Source organism: Asaia sp. As-1742 (assembly GCF_011753235.1).
In the GTDB taxonomy this organism is placed as follows: domain Bacteria; phylum Pseudomonadota; class Alphaproteobacteria; order Acetobacterales; family Acetobacteraceae; genus Asaia; species Asaia bogorensis_B.
Genome location: NZ_VWWA01000015.1, coordinates 44,373 through 58,796, shown reverse-complemented (window position 1 = coordinate 58,796; position 14,424 = coordinate 44,373). Strand labels below are relative to the sequence as shown.

Sequence of the window (14,424 nt, the reverse complement as noted above, 5' to 3'; positions counted from 1 at the left end):
TCGGTCGCCGCCAGGTCCCCTGATCCACCCCACAAAAACACCCCACCCTCGCGGGGTGGAGCAGCCCGGTAGCTCGTCAGGCTCATAACCTGAAGGCCGCAGGTTCAAATCCTGCCCCCGCAACCAATGTATCCTGCTCTTTACCGGAAGAGCGCAGTTTTCTTCGGTTGCAGGTCCCCGCAACCAATGATTCCTGCGCAACGAACGCATCAAGAACGCCGCGTTCCGGATGGAGCGCGGCGTTTTTCTTGTTCGACGCAAAACTCAGGATCGCCGCAAGGTCGCCCTGCAGGAAGATCGCAAGCTCGCCGTCCTCGGGGATCAGTTTGATGTGCGAGACAAGCGCACGCAGGCGCTCGACGGCTTCCGTGTTGCCTCCGCTCTGGAGGTGCTCGGAGAGCGCTTCGATCCGCTCGCGGTAGATTGCGGCCATGTTCGGATGCAGCAGGGGCGGGGGCTCCGGCGCTTCGGCAAGCAACGCGGTGAGTTCTTCCCTGCGCGCTTCCAGCCGGCCGATCTTGTCCTTCAGCTTGCTGCCGGGCACCCCGTCGAGGATGGCCTGGATTGCCTTGTCCAGTTCCCGGTCGACGCGCGGCAGTTCGGCCCGCATCGCTGCCAGGCCGGCGCTTTTTTCCATCCGGACGCGGTTCACTTCCCGGGCGAACTCGTCGCAGAATTCCTTTAACAGCGACGGATCCATCAACTGCGTCCGCAGACCGTTGAGGACCGACTTCTCCAGCACGTCGCGCCGGATGGTCATCCGGTTCTCGCACGTGCCCTTGTTGCGCGCGGTCGAGCACCCCAGCAGATCCTTTGAGATCATCGAGAAGCCGCCACCGCAGCACCCACACCGGATCATCGCGGTGAAGAGGTGCTTCGGCCGGCGCAGGTTGTTGAGCGGATGTACGCCGGAGCCACGGGCTTTCTGCGACCATGTCGTCGTCGCCTGCCTCGCCTTGACCTCATCCCACAGATTCTGCTCGACGATACGCAAGTCGGGCACGTCCTGGATCACCCACTCGCTCTCCGGGTTGAGGCGGGAAACCCGCTTGCCGGTCTCCGGATCCTTGAGATAGCGCAAGCGGTTCCACACCAGGCGCCCGACATAGAGTTCGTTGTTGAGGATGCCGGTACCACGCTCGCGGTTCCCGTGGATGGTCGACGGCCCCCATGCGCCACTGAGCGGGCCGGGAACACCATCCGCGTTGAGCCCCAGTCCGATCGCCCGCGGCGCCTTGCCGGCGGCGTACTCCTTGAAGACGCGACGCACGATCCGCGCTTCGTCCTCGTTGATCGTCCGCTCTCCCCGAATGGCCCCACCCGCGCCATCGAACTGACGGACGACGTCATAGCCGTAGCAGAGGCCGCCTCCGGATTTGCCCGCCTCGACCCTGCCGCGCAGCCCTCGCCGGGTCTTGTCGGCGAGATCCTTGAGGAACAGGGCGTTCATCGTGCCCTTGAGGCCGATATGCAGGTGCGTGACGTCCCCCTCGGACAGGGTGATGATCCGCACGCCGGCGAAGCTCAGGCGCTTGAAGACCCCGGCGATGTCTTCCTGATCGCGGGAGATGCGGTCCATGGCCTCGGCCAGGACGATAGAGAATTTCCCGCGCTGCGCGTCCTGCATCAGCTCCTGGATCCCTGGACGCAGCAGGGACGCGCCCGAGACCGCCCGATCGCTGTAGCTGTCCACGACGGTCCAGTCCTGACGCGCGGCATGGTCGCGGCAGAGGCGGAGCTGGTCCTCGATCGAAGCGTCGCGCTGGTTGTCGGACGAATAGCGGGCGTAGAGCGCGACCTTCATGAAGACCTCCTGTCATTCCTCTGATCGTGTACGGATCGTTCCATTCTGTTCTTCGACATAATCGCGCGCCGCCTGACGTGCGAGCGCGCGCACCAGCGCGCGCAGGCACTCCGTCACGCGCTGCTCACTGGCGTCCAGATGGACATCCGGTGCCAGAATCACGCGCGGCGATGTCGACACTGTAGCGTTTTTGGCGCGCATCGTCTTGCCTTTTGTGCAGGCTTCGGTCGCCGCCACCATGCATCGCTCTTGAGCAAGCAAGAAGAAGAAACGACAATAGAACGGTCTGTTGCGGAGTATGGGCGCGTAAACGGGAGTAGTGGTGTCTGTTAGGGCGTACTATTATTCGGTGCTTTCTTTCACGTTTTGGTGAGCGTGAGTTTCCTGGTGTCAGGTATTCAAGACGTTCGTCGTGCTTCGTCGAACTGTTCACCTGTGCTTCTACTCTGATGAACTCATCATGAAAAGTGTGCGAAAATAGGAGTCTGTACCAAACGGTCGTAAGAGCGGCGTCTCGGAGGTAGGGGCTGCTTTCAACACTGACTTGCGCAATGACGAATGAGTGTCGTCCGCCTGAATCTGCTTGACAGAAAACGGACCGTTTCGTCACTCTGAGTTGTAACAGGTCGCGAGCTGTTTTCCCGTCGATGACACGATTCAAGGAACTGCTTCATGCCGACACAAGCTGGCGCGGCCGCCTCCGCGCGACCTCATTTCAATTCAGTCGACGATAAGCCGCGGTCATTGCGGCGCATGGTCAACGAGGCTCTCGCGCATGCGGATGCCGACCTGTTCCTTGCGTCTCGCGGCGCCATCGGCGACCTGCAGGCTCTGGTCTCTCACTGCTGTGACCTGGCCTTCGCAGGGGGCGATATGGCGGCGAGGAAGATAGTGCATCGTGTCCTGCACGACCTGTATGGGCTGCATCTGTGCAAACCTCGTTCAGGCCTGGGCCCCAACCAGTACAGTATCGAACTCCTGCGCGTCCGGCGCGCGATCGAGTCCTCATGGATGGACTGGGAGCTCGCGAGGGTGGGTGTGATCCCGGCCGTAGTGGAACCCGAGACAATCGGGAAAGCGATCAAGTCGCTTTGGAAAGGGCACGTCGGACACGACCACGCCGTTTTCGACTTCATGAAAAACGAAGCCTGCCGCCCGCAGATCGTCAAGTATTTTACCACCGATTACGCGCTCAATATGCGTTTCTACGACCTGATCGTGTTGTCGCTGGTCGGGATCGATGAAGACGTCCGGACGGAAGTCGCGCATAATTTCTGGGATGAGATGGGGCAGGGCAATCCGGCGCGCACGCATGTGCGCCTCTATCGGGATCTGCTGGACTATCTCGGGATCGTCGACGCGCCGGAGCAATTTGTCGATATGCTGGGCTGGGAGGGGCTTTCCGGCTATAATCTTTTGCTCTACTTCGCGTTCAATCGCAGGGAATACTTCCACTCGATCGGCGCCTTGGCCGTCACCGAACTGTCCGATCCTGATCAATACGTGAAATTGCTGACCGGCTGTCGGCGTGTCGGGATCGGCTCCGACCGGCCGTCGGTGTTGGATTATTATAGCGAGCACGTCGAGGTCGACGCCCTTCATGGCGATGGCTGGATCGACAATGTGATCGTCCCGGTCCTCAGGCGCCATCCCAGTGAGGCGAAAGCCGTCCTGGAAGGGGCCATGATGCGATTGAACTCCAGCAAGGCCTACTGGGACTGGCAGCTGGCGGAGATGAAGTCGATAATGCCGGCAGCACGTGCCGTCCTTGCGACCGTCGCCTGACCGGCTGCGGAATATCGTCCGAACGGGCCGTACAGGAAATGCCCGTTTATTGACTTGCCGCAGGCCTTCTGTTGTGGCTTGATCCGCACTTAAAGTTTTTGACGCACCAAACGTTCCGACTACGGCTGCGAGCGGGTTGATGCAAATTGCTTCGAGGTCATGCACGTGCCGCAGCAAAAACTCCGCGCAAAGCGGAAGGGGGTGGATAGTCGAGCCACCTTGTTGACGACAGCGGGCTCCCTCTTTGCTCGCTCAGGGTTTCATCAGGTCAGTGTCGACGACATCGCCGACAACGCCAAGATCGCCAAGACGGCAATCTACTACCACTTTGGCAACAAAGAGGGGCTGGTGGCCGAGTTCCTGGAGGAACACGTCGAGAACCTCGAGGCCTCGCTGATCGAGGCGGTCAGCGCGCGCAGTGCGCCGAGAGAGCGTCTGCGCGCGGTCTTCGACTGGCATGCCACATGGTTTCGCCAGCCGGATTTCGCGGGCTGCGTGTTCTCCCGCGCGATGGAGGAGTACAAGGGCAAGCAGGATGCGATCGCCGAAATCTCGCGGCTACAGAAACGCAGCCTGCGTCATGCCGTCCGGGCGCTCCTGGAAGCGAACGGCGTCCCGAGTGCGCGATCGGACGACTTGGCGCATCACATGATCTATCTTCTCGACGGAGCGGTCGTCTCGGCGAACGTGCTCGACGAGAAAGACGCCGCCGACCGGGCGTGGAGCGCCGCCGAGCGACTCCTGGACAGCGAGGTCGAACGATCGCTGACCCGGAAAAAATGACACCCGGCAGGCGCCCGACCTGCGCTCCCTGGCGGACGGAACGATAAGTACGCCCCTGCCAGTTTGTTCACGCCTGGATACGCCCCTGCCGTCGATCGACCCGCAAAGCTCTTGAATCCGCCGGACATCCGTCGCCCAGAGTTCCTCCGTCGGCACGGAGGGCGCCATGTCCGGTTCTCGTATTCTCTGGGGGCAGCTCTGCCTCTGCTTTCTGATCGTCCTGATGGCGTGGTGGACAGCCACGCAATGGGTCGCCTGGCGTCTGGCGTTCCAGCCTGAGCTGGGTCCCCCGTGGACTCTGCTCGTCGGGCGCTGGCCGGTCTACGCGCCGTTCCTGTTCCCCTGGTGGTGGTACGAGTTCGACGCCTACGCGCCGCACATCTTCGTCCAAGGCGCGTGGATCGCGGGATCGGGTGGGGTGCTGGCGTTCCTGATCGCTGTGGCCATGTCCGTCTGGCGCGCGCGGGAGCGCAAGCGTACCGCCACCTACGGATCGGCGCGCTGGGCGGACCGCCATGATATCGAACGGGCTGGGCTTCTCGGACCGGATGGCGTGGTGCTGGGCCGATGGCACAGCGACTACATCCGGCATGACGGCGCGGAACACGTGCTGTGCTTTGCGCCAACCCGTTCCGGCAAGGGAGTGGGCCTGGTCATTCCGACCCTGCTGACCTGGCCGGGCTCGGCGATCGTTCATGACATCAAGGGTGAGAACTGGTCGATCACCGCGGGTTTCCGCGGACGCTTCGGGCGTCTGATCCTGTTCGATCCCACCAATCCGGCATCGTGCGCTTACAATCCGTTGGTGGAAATCCGCCTCGGCGAATGGGAAGTCCGCGACGCCCAGAATGTCGCCGACGTGCTGGTCGATCCGGAAGGATCGCTGGAACGCCGCAACCATTGGGAGAAGACATCCCACTCCCTGCTGGTCGGAGCGATCCTCCACGTCCTGTATGCCGAACCAGACAAGACATTGCGCGGTGTTGCCAATCTGCTGTCCGATCCGAAACGCTCGATCGCGGCAACCCTGGTCATCATGATGGGCACGCGTCATCTCGGCGAGCGCGGCGTCCATCCGGTCGTGGCCTCCGCCGCCCGCGAGTTGCTGAACAAATCCCCGAACGAGCGCTCCGGCGTCCTGAGCACCGCCATGTCGTTCCTCGGCCTCTATCGCGATCCGGTCGTCGCCGAGGTGACCAGCCGCAGCGCCTGGCGCATCGGCGATCTCGTCGATGCCGCGCGGCCGACCACGCTGTATTTCGTCATCCCGCCCTCGGACATCAGTCGCACCAAGCCTCTGATCCGCCTGATGCTGAACCAGATCGGCCGCCGCCTGACCGAAGACCTCTCCGGGGCCGAGGCGCGGCAGCGGCTCCTGCTGATGCTCGACGAATTTCCGGCGCTGGGGCGGCTGGATTTCTTCGAGTCGGCGCTCGCCTTCATGGCGGGCTACCGGATCAAGGCGTTCCTGATCGCGCAGTCGCTGAATCAGATCGAAAAGGCGTATGGGCAGAACAACTCGATCATCGACAATTGCCATGTCCGGGTCAGCTTCGCGACCAATGACGAGCGCACCGCCAGACGCGTCTCGGATGCGCTCGGCACGGCGACCGAAATTCGGTCGCAGAAGAATTATGCTGGTCATCGCCTCTCGCCCTGGCTCGGCCATCTGATGGTGTCGCGGCAGGAAAGCGCGCGGCCGCTGCTGACGGTCGGCGAGGTCCAGGAACTGCCCAACACCGATGAGCTGGTCCTGGTGTCGGGTATTTCACCGATCCGGGCGAAGAAGGCACGGTATTTTTCCGATCCCCGGTTTCGTGAACGGCTGCTCCCCGCCCCCGAGACGGGAACGCGGGGTTTGCCGGTTGCACCTGACGACTGGACCGGACGGCCCCAGCCATCGAAGCCGGATGTCAGACCGGACACGCCCCAGGACGCGGTCGACGAGGCGGGTGAGGAGAAGGATCCCGTTGGCGCCGAGGCGCGTCGTCAGCCGGAAATGGATGTGACGGCCGAACCCGATCCGCCCCCGCGGGATGACGACGATCCGTTCCGTGACCCCCATGCCCAGGGCCCGAGGCGCGATCCGGCCGAGGATGAGGATCTCCATGCGGTCCTGGCGGCGGATCTGGCCCGCAAGGCCCGTCAGGCGATGCTCGATCCCGGCAATGATCTGGGGATATCATGACCAGCACACGCGCGAAGAAGAGGCGCCTGTCGGTCTACCTCGAGCCGCATCTGTGGAAGGGCTTGCGCACCCAGGCGGCGCGGCGGTCGATGTCCGACTCCCTGCTGGCCGAGGCCGCGATCGCGGCCTGGCTCGATCCGGAGGCCGCTGGCGGCGATCCCAGGGCGTCCCTGGAGGCTGCCATAAAACGCCTCGACCGGCGTCAGGCACGGATCGAGCGCGACTTGTCGATATCGGTCGAGACGCTGGCGCTGTTCATCCGTCTCTGGTTCACCAGCATGCCGGGTCTGCCGGACAGCGTGGCCGCCGCGGCGCGGGCCCAGGGCGCGGAGCGCTACGACCGGTTCGTCGAAACGCTTGGGCGGCGGCTCGCCGGCGACAGGCGGTTCCGCACCGATCTCGAACTGGAGCCATCCGACGCTGCGGGTGCCGTCACGGCGAAAGACTGACAGTCCCGCTATTTCGCCCTCAGCGGGAAAAGGCGTTGGCCAGCCTGAGTTCGTCGGCCCTCTTCCTCGGGCGCCCTGCCTTTTGTCCCTGGCGCGCCCGCCGGGAGGGAGCCGACGGTTCCCCTTCGGTGGGTTGAGACGACGCGGTAGCCCCCTTGTCGGTGACCTCACTCCGCGACGAGCGTTTCCCAAGTCCGATCTGCTGCGCGACCTTGCGCCGCATCTCCGCGTAATTCGGTGCCACGGTCGGATACGTGTCCGGCAGGTTCCACTTCGCCTTGTAGTCCTCGATCGTCATGCCGAACGCTGACATGAGATGGCGTTTGAGCGACTTGAGCCTTTTGCCGTCTTCAAGACAGACGAGATAATCGGGAAGGACCGACTCTTCGACGGGTATCGCGGGTTCCGGCTTCGTTTCCTTGGGCCGAACCGTGGGCGTCGTCACGCCAGCTTCCTTGGGAGATACCGACTGCTCCGTTCTTTCGGAGGCTTTCGGCACCTCCGGATGCGTCGTACGCAGCACAGGTGCGACATTCGTCACTGTCGGTGCTTCGACGGAAAGCGACGCATAGAGTTGATGGACCAACTCGGGGAGCCGATCGGTTTCGACCTTGGTCGTGGCGAGGTGCGCGGTGACGATCTGGGCCGTCGCACTCAGGCGACCGAGGATGATGTCCTTGTCGGTGCTCAATCGGGGAGTCCTCAATAAACTGCAGTCGCTCATTTTCGGAATCGGGCAAGGTACGGGTCGCGCCTAGCCCGATTCCTGATACCAAGCCAAGCACGCCAGCACCTTGAGAGCAAATCTCAATAATTGATGAACGAAGAAGTACGAAATGGTCCAATCATCATTGCATGCCCGAAGACCTTGGCTCGCTGCTGAGACGGAACGGCTCCTGTTTTCAATCGCTTCGGGTCATCGAAGTCATCCCTTCGTCAACAAGATGGTATTCAGCGCCGTTAGGGCCTGTTAGCGTCTGATCCAATCCATGGCTGCGGCGAGTGCGAGGACGCCCATGTAGGAGCGGGCGGTTTTCTCGTATCGGGTAGCGACGGCGCGGCCGATCCGCTTCGCGGCTCAGCCCTTCAATCGTGCCCACAGTCGTTCGACCTGGTTGCGGTGGATATAGATCCAGTCCGGGCAGGTGACCGCCGCTTCGTTGCGTTTGGGCGGAATGGCAGGCCTGGCACCGAGATCGCGGATATGCTCGCGGAACGCGTGGCTGCTGTAGCCGCGGTCGGCGACGACCCAGCCCGGCACACCGGGAAGCCGGTCCAGCAACGCTACCGCGTGCGGCAGTTCGTGCGCCTGGCCTGGCGCCAGGATGAACGCCACGGCCCGGCCAACGGCATCGCAGATCACACAAGCCTTGGTGCCATAGCCGCCACGTGATCGGCCAAGTGCTTCACGACCGTCTCGTTGTGCTGCAGTGCAGGCTTTCTGGCCGCGCCTGCCGCCTTGTGGTGGGCGCGGATGCTGGTGCCGTCCAAGAACGTCATGCCGAGTTGCACGCCACGCTCCTGCACCAGGGCCAGCAGGCGGTCCCACACGCCCAGGCGCGACCAGCGGATGAAGGTCTGGGCCGCCATCCACCAAGGGCCGTGCTCGGCGGGCAGGCTGCGCCACTTCGCGCCGTTATCATGTCGCCACAGGATCGCGCCCACCGTGCGGCGCAGATGGCTGGGCGGCACCTTGGCAGGGGGCCGCACTGCCTCGATCAAAGGTTCAAGCACCGCCCACTGCACGTCCGTCAGCATCCCGGCCATCCCACTCAAAGGCCAGATGAACTCCAAAACCGCCCCTCAGTTCAGACACTAACAGGCCCTAGTATCCTAACGACCTTGGGATGTCGGGGTTAGGGGATAAGCTTGAAACCGAGTTTTTAGTCTTTGATGATTTGGTTCGAATTATTCGGAAAGGCGGGGTGAGCAGAAGGTCCGCTTCCGGCGTTCAATGTAGCGTAAACCCTTTTTGATTTGGCTACGTCAACCGAAGTAACGCTTAGGATGCCTCCATCGGAGCAGCCTACCGTAACGAGGAGGGAGCGATAACGTTCTCGCCACTGAGAGTCCACGAGGTTCTTTACGATTCAGGTCGGGTATGTTACCCATTCTTCTGGTAAGGTCGGGTGTCATACCCGACTTTGAGGAGGTGCTGCCTGCGTTTTGTACCAACCCCTATCGCGTGCCATCTGACGGGGCTCTCAACGGACAAGCTCCGCGAGTGGACTAGTCGGCGTGCGCTGATTCCTGCTGATATCCGTCCGAAGAGCAAGGGATCGCCCGCCAAGTTTAGCTGGCAAACGTTACTCGTTCTCCGGGTGGCGGTGCTGCTGCGCGATCAGTTCAAAGTGGAGTTGCAGGCCCACAAAAAGGCGTTCATGGATTTGCGCAAGCAGTTGCGGGCGCAATCCTTCATCGCGCTTTGGGGAAAGCGATTGGCGTTAGGGCCGAGCGGAGCTTGGTCTTTCATTGACGACGGTGCGCCTTCATTAAGCACCGACGCATTGCTGATTGCGCTCGACCCGCATTTAATAGTTCTGCGTAATGGCCTCGCGCTTCCGGGTGCCCGCGAACAGGAGCAACTCGACCTCTTCTCGCTCCCATCTGTTCATGGCCGACTGCAGACGAAACCTATCGCGCGCCAAACACCTACCCGGCGGGTATCGTGACCGCCGCTACAGTCCAGAACTGGCTTGAGAAGCTTGGCTACTCCGCCGAGCCAGGAGTCTTGCACCTGCGTGGAAAGGGGGTTCCCGATACCCATCCCTATGCACTCGAGATCAAGACGCTCCTGAAACCGGACGGTACGGTCCGCGCACAGGCCGTTTTCGATGTCGAGGGTGTTCCGACTGTCGTGTTTGTGGCGGAAGGCGGCATTCCGCTCTCTGACGCTGATCTCGATAAGACCCGTCAGAGAATCTGGAATCAAAACCTCGCGACGATCGTCATCGATCTGCGGGGCGATGAGGCTACCGCGCTTCCAGCGCGCAAGCTCAAGCAGGCCGGTGAGCGCCTGCGTCTTGACGAGGCGCGGCCCGACGGGCCCTTTTCAGCTATCGACGTCTCTACAGCCAACTTGTCGCGCCGTATGCCGAAATGGTTCGACGTCAAGGCGCGAGTTGATCGCAAGCTGCTGTCAAACCTGTCCACCGCGGTCGCCCAGCTCGCCGAAGGGGGGCTTGATGGAAGCGGCGATGAGCGCGTGCGCCGCCGACTTGCCGAACTGCTCATGGGGCAGGTGCTCTTCATCTCCTACCTTGAGCATCGCGAGATCGTGGGTGAAACCTATCGTGCGCGGCGGGAGGTTCGCCAGCTTCCCGAGCTGGTGGCGCAGCAAGATCGCGACGGCATCGCCAGATTGATTGATCTGCTTCGCTCAGATTTCAACGGCGATTTCCTCGGTGATGACCGGCACGCTCCCTGGACTGCGCTGTCGGCCGATGGCTTTTCCGTGCTCGACCAGTTCCTGCGCCGTACCGATATACGCACCGGCCAGGGCGAGTTCTGGAACTATGATTTCAGCTATATCCCCGTGGAACTGCTGTCGGGGCTGTACGAGAAGTTTCTGACCCCCGAGCAGCAAGCTAAAGAGGGGGCTTATTACACGCCCCGCAACCTCGCCATGCTGGCTGTCGATCAGGCCCTGCTGGCATCGCCTGATCCATTGGCCGAGACGATCTTCGATGGAGCCTGCGGATCCGGAATCTTGCTCACGACTGCCTATCGTCGCCTGATCGCACTGGCAGAGGCCCGGGAAGGCCGCAAACTCGGCTTTGCCGAGCGCGGCGATCTCCTGACGCGCAGTATTTTCGGTGGTGACATTAACTTCATGGCCTGCCGCGTCACTGCGTTCAGCCTCTATCTCTCACTGCTCGAGGGGCTGGATCCGGCCGACATCATCGAAGCGCAGGAGCGCGACGGTACAAAGCTGCCGCCGCTCAAGGGTCGCAACCTCGCCCATGATCGCGATCATGCCGATTTCTTTGAAGATACGCACAGCTTTCATGGTCGCCGTTTCTCGCTGATCATCTCGAATCCGCCCTGGGCCGAACCTGAAGGCGAGGCCCATACCACCGCCGATGCCTGGGCCGACCGCGCCACCGTGCCGTTTGCCCGCCGGCAGATCGCCGGTGCCTATGCGTTGCGCGCGCTCGATTTCCTCGAAGAGGGTGGCAGAGCCTGTTTCATTCTGCCGATCGGCCAACTACTCGGTGCGTCGAGCGAAGCATTCGTCTCCTACCTTTTGCGCGCCTATCGCCCCACCCGGATCATCAATTTCGGAGATCTTCAAGGCCTTCTCTTTCCAACCGCCGAGAATACCTGTCATGTCTTCCTGGGGGAACGCCGTGGCAAGGTCGTGTCCAAAAGTATCCCGTTCGGCGAGACCTTCGATTATCTGGTTCCCAAGGCCGATCTCAGTTTGGCGCTTGGCCGGCTCACCATGCAATCGGCCGATCGCCATGCGCTCCAGACCCGGTCCGTCGCCGAGGATCCACAGCTACTCGTCACCATGATGTGGGGTGACGCCAATGATCTGGCGATCTGGACCCGGCTTAGCCTGCGCGGGACTTTCGCCAATTTCTGGAGGGGGCCGCGCGAATTCCGGCGCTGGACCTACCGTAAGGGCATCCATCTCGAAGACAGGAGCCGAATCCCGGTCGACCCCGGCCCTCTCCGGCAGATGCCGCACGTACCGATCGCCGCGCTCAGCGCCGGAGTGCCGGTCCTGCATCCCGATCTACTCCGGCCATGGCCGGTCATGAAGGACAGCGTCGTCGGACTCAACGACGCCGTGCTAGGAGTCTTCAACGGCCCCCGCGTGATCTTCCCCGACGGTTTCTCGCGTGAACAGCAGAATGTCCGCGCAGTCTACTATGCGGGGCCAGCAAGCTTTACCCACAGCGTCGGCGTGATCGCCGGTCCGAAGAGCGATGCGTCTCTCCTGCAGTTCACAGCGGTCTATCTGCGCTCCACGCTCGCGCGTTACTTTTTGATGATGCGCGGTTGGAAGATGCTGTGTGAACGCAACGGCATTCACTTGACTGATGTCGACACCTTCCCTTTCTTTCCGCCCGAAGACGCGCCCGATCCGGAGGCGGCGGCAAACGCACTGGCGTCGGTCGCTGACCAGGTCGATGCACTCGCGGCGCAACCCGAACTGCTTCAGCTTTCCCAGTATGACGCTATCAAAGGCGATCTAGATGCGGCTGTGTTCCGCTATTTCGGGCTGACGGCAGAGGAACAGACGCTCGTCACCGAAACGGTCGAGGTTCTTATGCCCTCGATCCGGCCGCGCAGCTTTAAGAGTCTCGACACCCCCGCCCAGCGCACTGCGGATGCCGACGATTTCCGCATCTATGCGACTGCCCTGGCCGACGCCCTGACCACTTGGCGAGACCGGACGGGCGGGCGCGGCCGCTTCCACGTCGATGTCGTGGCAAGCGATCCGAGCCGGGCCGGTCCGTCGGGGATCGTCAAGATCGGCTATGTCAACGAAGCTAACGCCGCGCCAGATATTGCCTCGGCGGTCAACGATGAGGCGGTGGTTATGACCCTTGCCGCGCTCCGCCAGGCGGGCCTGCGCACTATACCATCAGGAGATTACCTCTCCCTCGTCCCCGACGCGCATCTGTGGGTCGATAGCAGCCTCTATCTTGTCCGGCCGCTCAGCCAACGCAGTTGGACAATCCGTCAGGCACTGCGCGATGCCGAACATATCGTCCGGACCGTCCAGTCTCGCGCCGCCTCGGGCAAATCGGCGGTGGTTGCGTGACGGGAACTGCCGACTGGCTCTCGGCTTTCCCCCTGCAGCCGGCAATCGAGGCCGTCGAAGCGCTATGCCAAGGCTGGACAGAATTGGCGGCTCGGCCGCGAGCCGACTTTAATCCTAAGACCAAAGAAGACGCCCTGACCAAGCATCTCAAAATTTATGTTGAGAACCATGTTGCGCGCGAGCGCGGCTTGCTTGGAATGTGGGCGGCCGAGGACATTATTGGCGAGATTGATCCGCTGACCGGCGAGTTGATTGAAGAACGCCGCACGGATGTCGTCTATGGCTGGAACAGTGACGTTCAGGCCATGAAGTTGGTTTTCGAATTCAAGCGCCTCGGACGCCAGAAGAAACATCGCGATCACTATCTGCGCGAGCAGGGGCTCGGACGCTTCGTGACTGGTATCTACAGTCGACGTCAGGCGGTCGCGGCGATGGTGGGTGTGCTGCTTGATCCGGAAGCCGAGATCGTGCCGCCGATCCGTGATGCGCTCGGAGACGCGGCTTTGGCCACCTCGCTACGATTGCGTCCAACCGCCATGGGCGCATCTTACGTCAGGCCATCATCCTTGTTTTCGGCCGCAGATTTTGACACGGAACATGACCGAGAAACTGCCTTGGCGCCTAATCACGGCACGATCCGAGTGTCGCACTTCTTCTTCGCTTTTGGCTATCCGACGAGTACTCTGAAACCAAAAAAGAAGGCAGCGACGCCGTAGTTTAATCCCAGGAAGCGTCCTTTCAGCGACAAATTTATGGAACGGCAGTCTTGGGTGATTGTTTGTTGAAAGCTCCCGACCTGAAGCCTGAAGCCTGAAGCCTGAAGCTTCGGACGAAGGGGTCGTTTCGTGGCATTCTACCGGTGAGTTGATCGGGAGAACAGAATGATCGTACAGGCATGCCTCAACGGCGCTCGCCCGGCAGACTACCATCCGCAGCTACCTCTAACAATTGAGGCCATGGTCCGAGATGCGCTCGCTTGTATTGGGGCTGGAGCTTCGGAAATCCATGTTCACCCCCGTGACACTGGGGGGTATGAAAGCCTCTCCGCAGTCGATGATCTCATGATTGCGATACGTCGTGCATGCCCAGGGACCCTTGTTGGCGTGTCGACTGGGGAATGGATCGAACACGACCGAGAAGCTACCCGTCGTAAAATCGCGGCTTGGCGCGTCGGCCCGGACTATGCCTCTGTTAACCTGTCCGAACCTGATGCTCCCGCTATCATGAGTCTGCTTCGGAATGTGGGCGTTGGCGTTGAGGCTGGGTTAGCATCGATCGCTGATGTCGAGCGATTTGTTGCGCTGTCCGACTGCCAGCGTGTGCTACGTGTTCTCATTGAGATCGAGGAGCAAAACGCCAGAGAAGCCGCCGGTGTGTCAGACCAAATATACGAAACGCTGGTCAGAGCAGGAATCAGCCGTCCAGTGCTACTGCACGGGCTTGATGCCACCGTATGGCAGTTTATCGAACAAGCTAGGGATCGCTTGTGGTCAACGCGTGTTGGCTTCGAGGACACGCGTTTGCGCGCAGACGGAAGTCTAGCAGGCTCAAACGTTGAACTGGTTGCTGATGCGGTGCATTTAATGCGCAGCATACCGGTATAATCTCCGACATTGTATTTTGGTCTGCCCTGTAAAAA

General features: G+C 61.6%; 11 protein-coding genes, 1 tRNA gene and 1 pseudogene. 9 read left to right on the top strand and 4 right to left on the bottom strand.

Translation table 11 applies throughout. The features are described 5' to 3' along the window. Window positions 1–49: 49 nt before the first annotated feature. Window positions 50–126: transfer RNA gene (locus F3J08_RS15015), tRNA-Met, on the top strand. On the opposite strand, the gene F3J08_RS15010 is transcribed toward F3J08_RS15015, so the two are convergent. Continuing rightward, window positions 83–1,804, bottom strand: coding sequence for a recombinase family protein (locus tag F3J08_RS15010; protein ID WP_166931134.1), 1,722 nt, complete (start codon window positions 1,802–1,804; stop codon window positions 83–85). The genes F3J08_RS15015 and F3J08_RS15010 overlap by 44 nt on opposite strands. 12 nt (window positions 1,805–1,816) lie before the next feature. Beyond that, window positions 1,817–2,044: a hypothetical protein gene (locus F3J08_RS15005; RefSeq protein ID WP_166931116.1), complete on the bottom strand. Its 228-nt coding sequence runs from the start codon at window positions 2,042–2,044 to the stop codon at window positions 1,817–1,819. Between the two features lie 432 nt (window positions 2,045–2,476). On the opposite strand from F3J08_RS15005, the gene F3J08_RS15000 reads away from it, so the two are divergent. From F3J08_RS15000 to F3J08_RS14985, 4 genes are all read left to right on the top strand, one after another. After that, entirely contained in the window at window positions 2,477–3,589 is a 1,113-nt protein-coding gene (locus tag F3J08_RS15000) for an iron-containing redox enzyme family protein (protein WP_166931113.1), read from the top strand. A gap of 219 nt (window positions 3,590–3,808) precedes the next feature. Then, window positions 3,809–4,372, top strand: a complete 564-nt coding sequence (locus F3J08_RS14995; protein ID WP_240149386.1) for a TetR/AcrR family transcriptional regulator — start codon at window positions 3,809–3,811, stop codon at window positions 4,370–4,372. A gap of 166 nt (window positions 4,373–4,538) precedes the next feature. Further along, window positions 4,539–6,560, top strand: a complete 2,022-nt coding sequence (locus F3J08_RS14990) for a conjugal transfer protein TraG (protein ID WP_166931107.1) — start codon at window positions 4,539–4,541, stop codon at window positions 6,558–6,560. Further along, complete coding sequence (locus F3J08_RS14985; protein WP_166931104.1) at window positions 6,557–7,009, top strand: CopG family transcriptional regulator; 453 nt, start codon at window positions 6,557–6,559, stop codon at window positions 7,007–7,009. The genes F3J08_RS14990 and F3J08_RS14985 overlap by 4 nt, the downstream gene beginning before the upstream one ends. A gap of 19 nt (window positions 7,010–7,028) precedes the next feature. Here the strand turns inward: F3J08_RS14985 and F3J08_RS14980 are convergent, their stop codons facing one another. Both F3J08_RS14980 and F3J08_RS14975 read right to left on the bottom strand, forming a co-directional pair. Then, window positions 7,029–7,700 (bottom strand): MucR family transcriptional regulator, encoded by a 672-nt coding sequence (locus F3J08_RS14980; protein ID WP_166931101.1) that lies wholly within the window; start codon window positions 7,698–7,700, stop codon window positions 7,029–7,031. 279 nt (window positions 7,701–7,979) lie between these two features. After that, window positions 7,980–8,767 (bottom strand): annotated as a pseudogene (locus F3J08_RS14975) (IS5 family transposase). Window positions 8,768–9,330: 563 nt separating this feature from the next. Here F3J08_RS14975 and F3J08_RS14970 point away from each other — a divergent pair. From F3J08_RS14970 to F3J08_RS14955, 4 genes are all read left to right on the top strand, one after another. Next, window positions 9,331–9,681, top strand: coding sequence for a hypothetical protein (locus F3J08_RS14970; protein WP_205207059.1), 351 nt, complete (start codon window positions 9,331–9,333; stop codon window positions 9,679–9,681). Between the two features lie 59 nt (window positions 9,682–9,740). After that, window positions 9,741–12,785 carry an N-6 DNA methylase gene (locus F3J08_RS14965; protein ID WP_205207057.1) on the top strand — a complete coding sequence of 1,015 codons (3,045 nt, stop codon included), beginning with the start codon at window positions 9,741–9,743 and terminating at the stop codon, window positions 12,783–12,785. Then, entirely contained in the window at window positions 12,782–13,501 is a 720-nt protein-coding gene (locus tag F3J08_RS14960; protein WP_166931095.1) for a Fis family transcriptional regulator, read from the top strand. The genes F3J08_RS14965 and F3J08_RS14960 overlap by 4 nt, the downstream gene beginning before the upstream one ends. Before the next feature lie 165 nt (window positions 13,502–13,666). After that, window positions 13,667–14,389 (top strand): 3-keto-5-aminohexanoate cleavage protein, encoded by a 723-nt coding sequence (locus tag F3J08_RS14955; RefSeq protein ID WP_166931092.1) that lies wholly within the window; start codon window positions 13,667–13,669, stop codon window positions 14,387–14,389. Window positions 14,390–14,424: the final 35 nt, after the last annotated feature.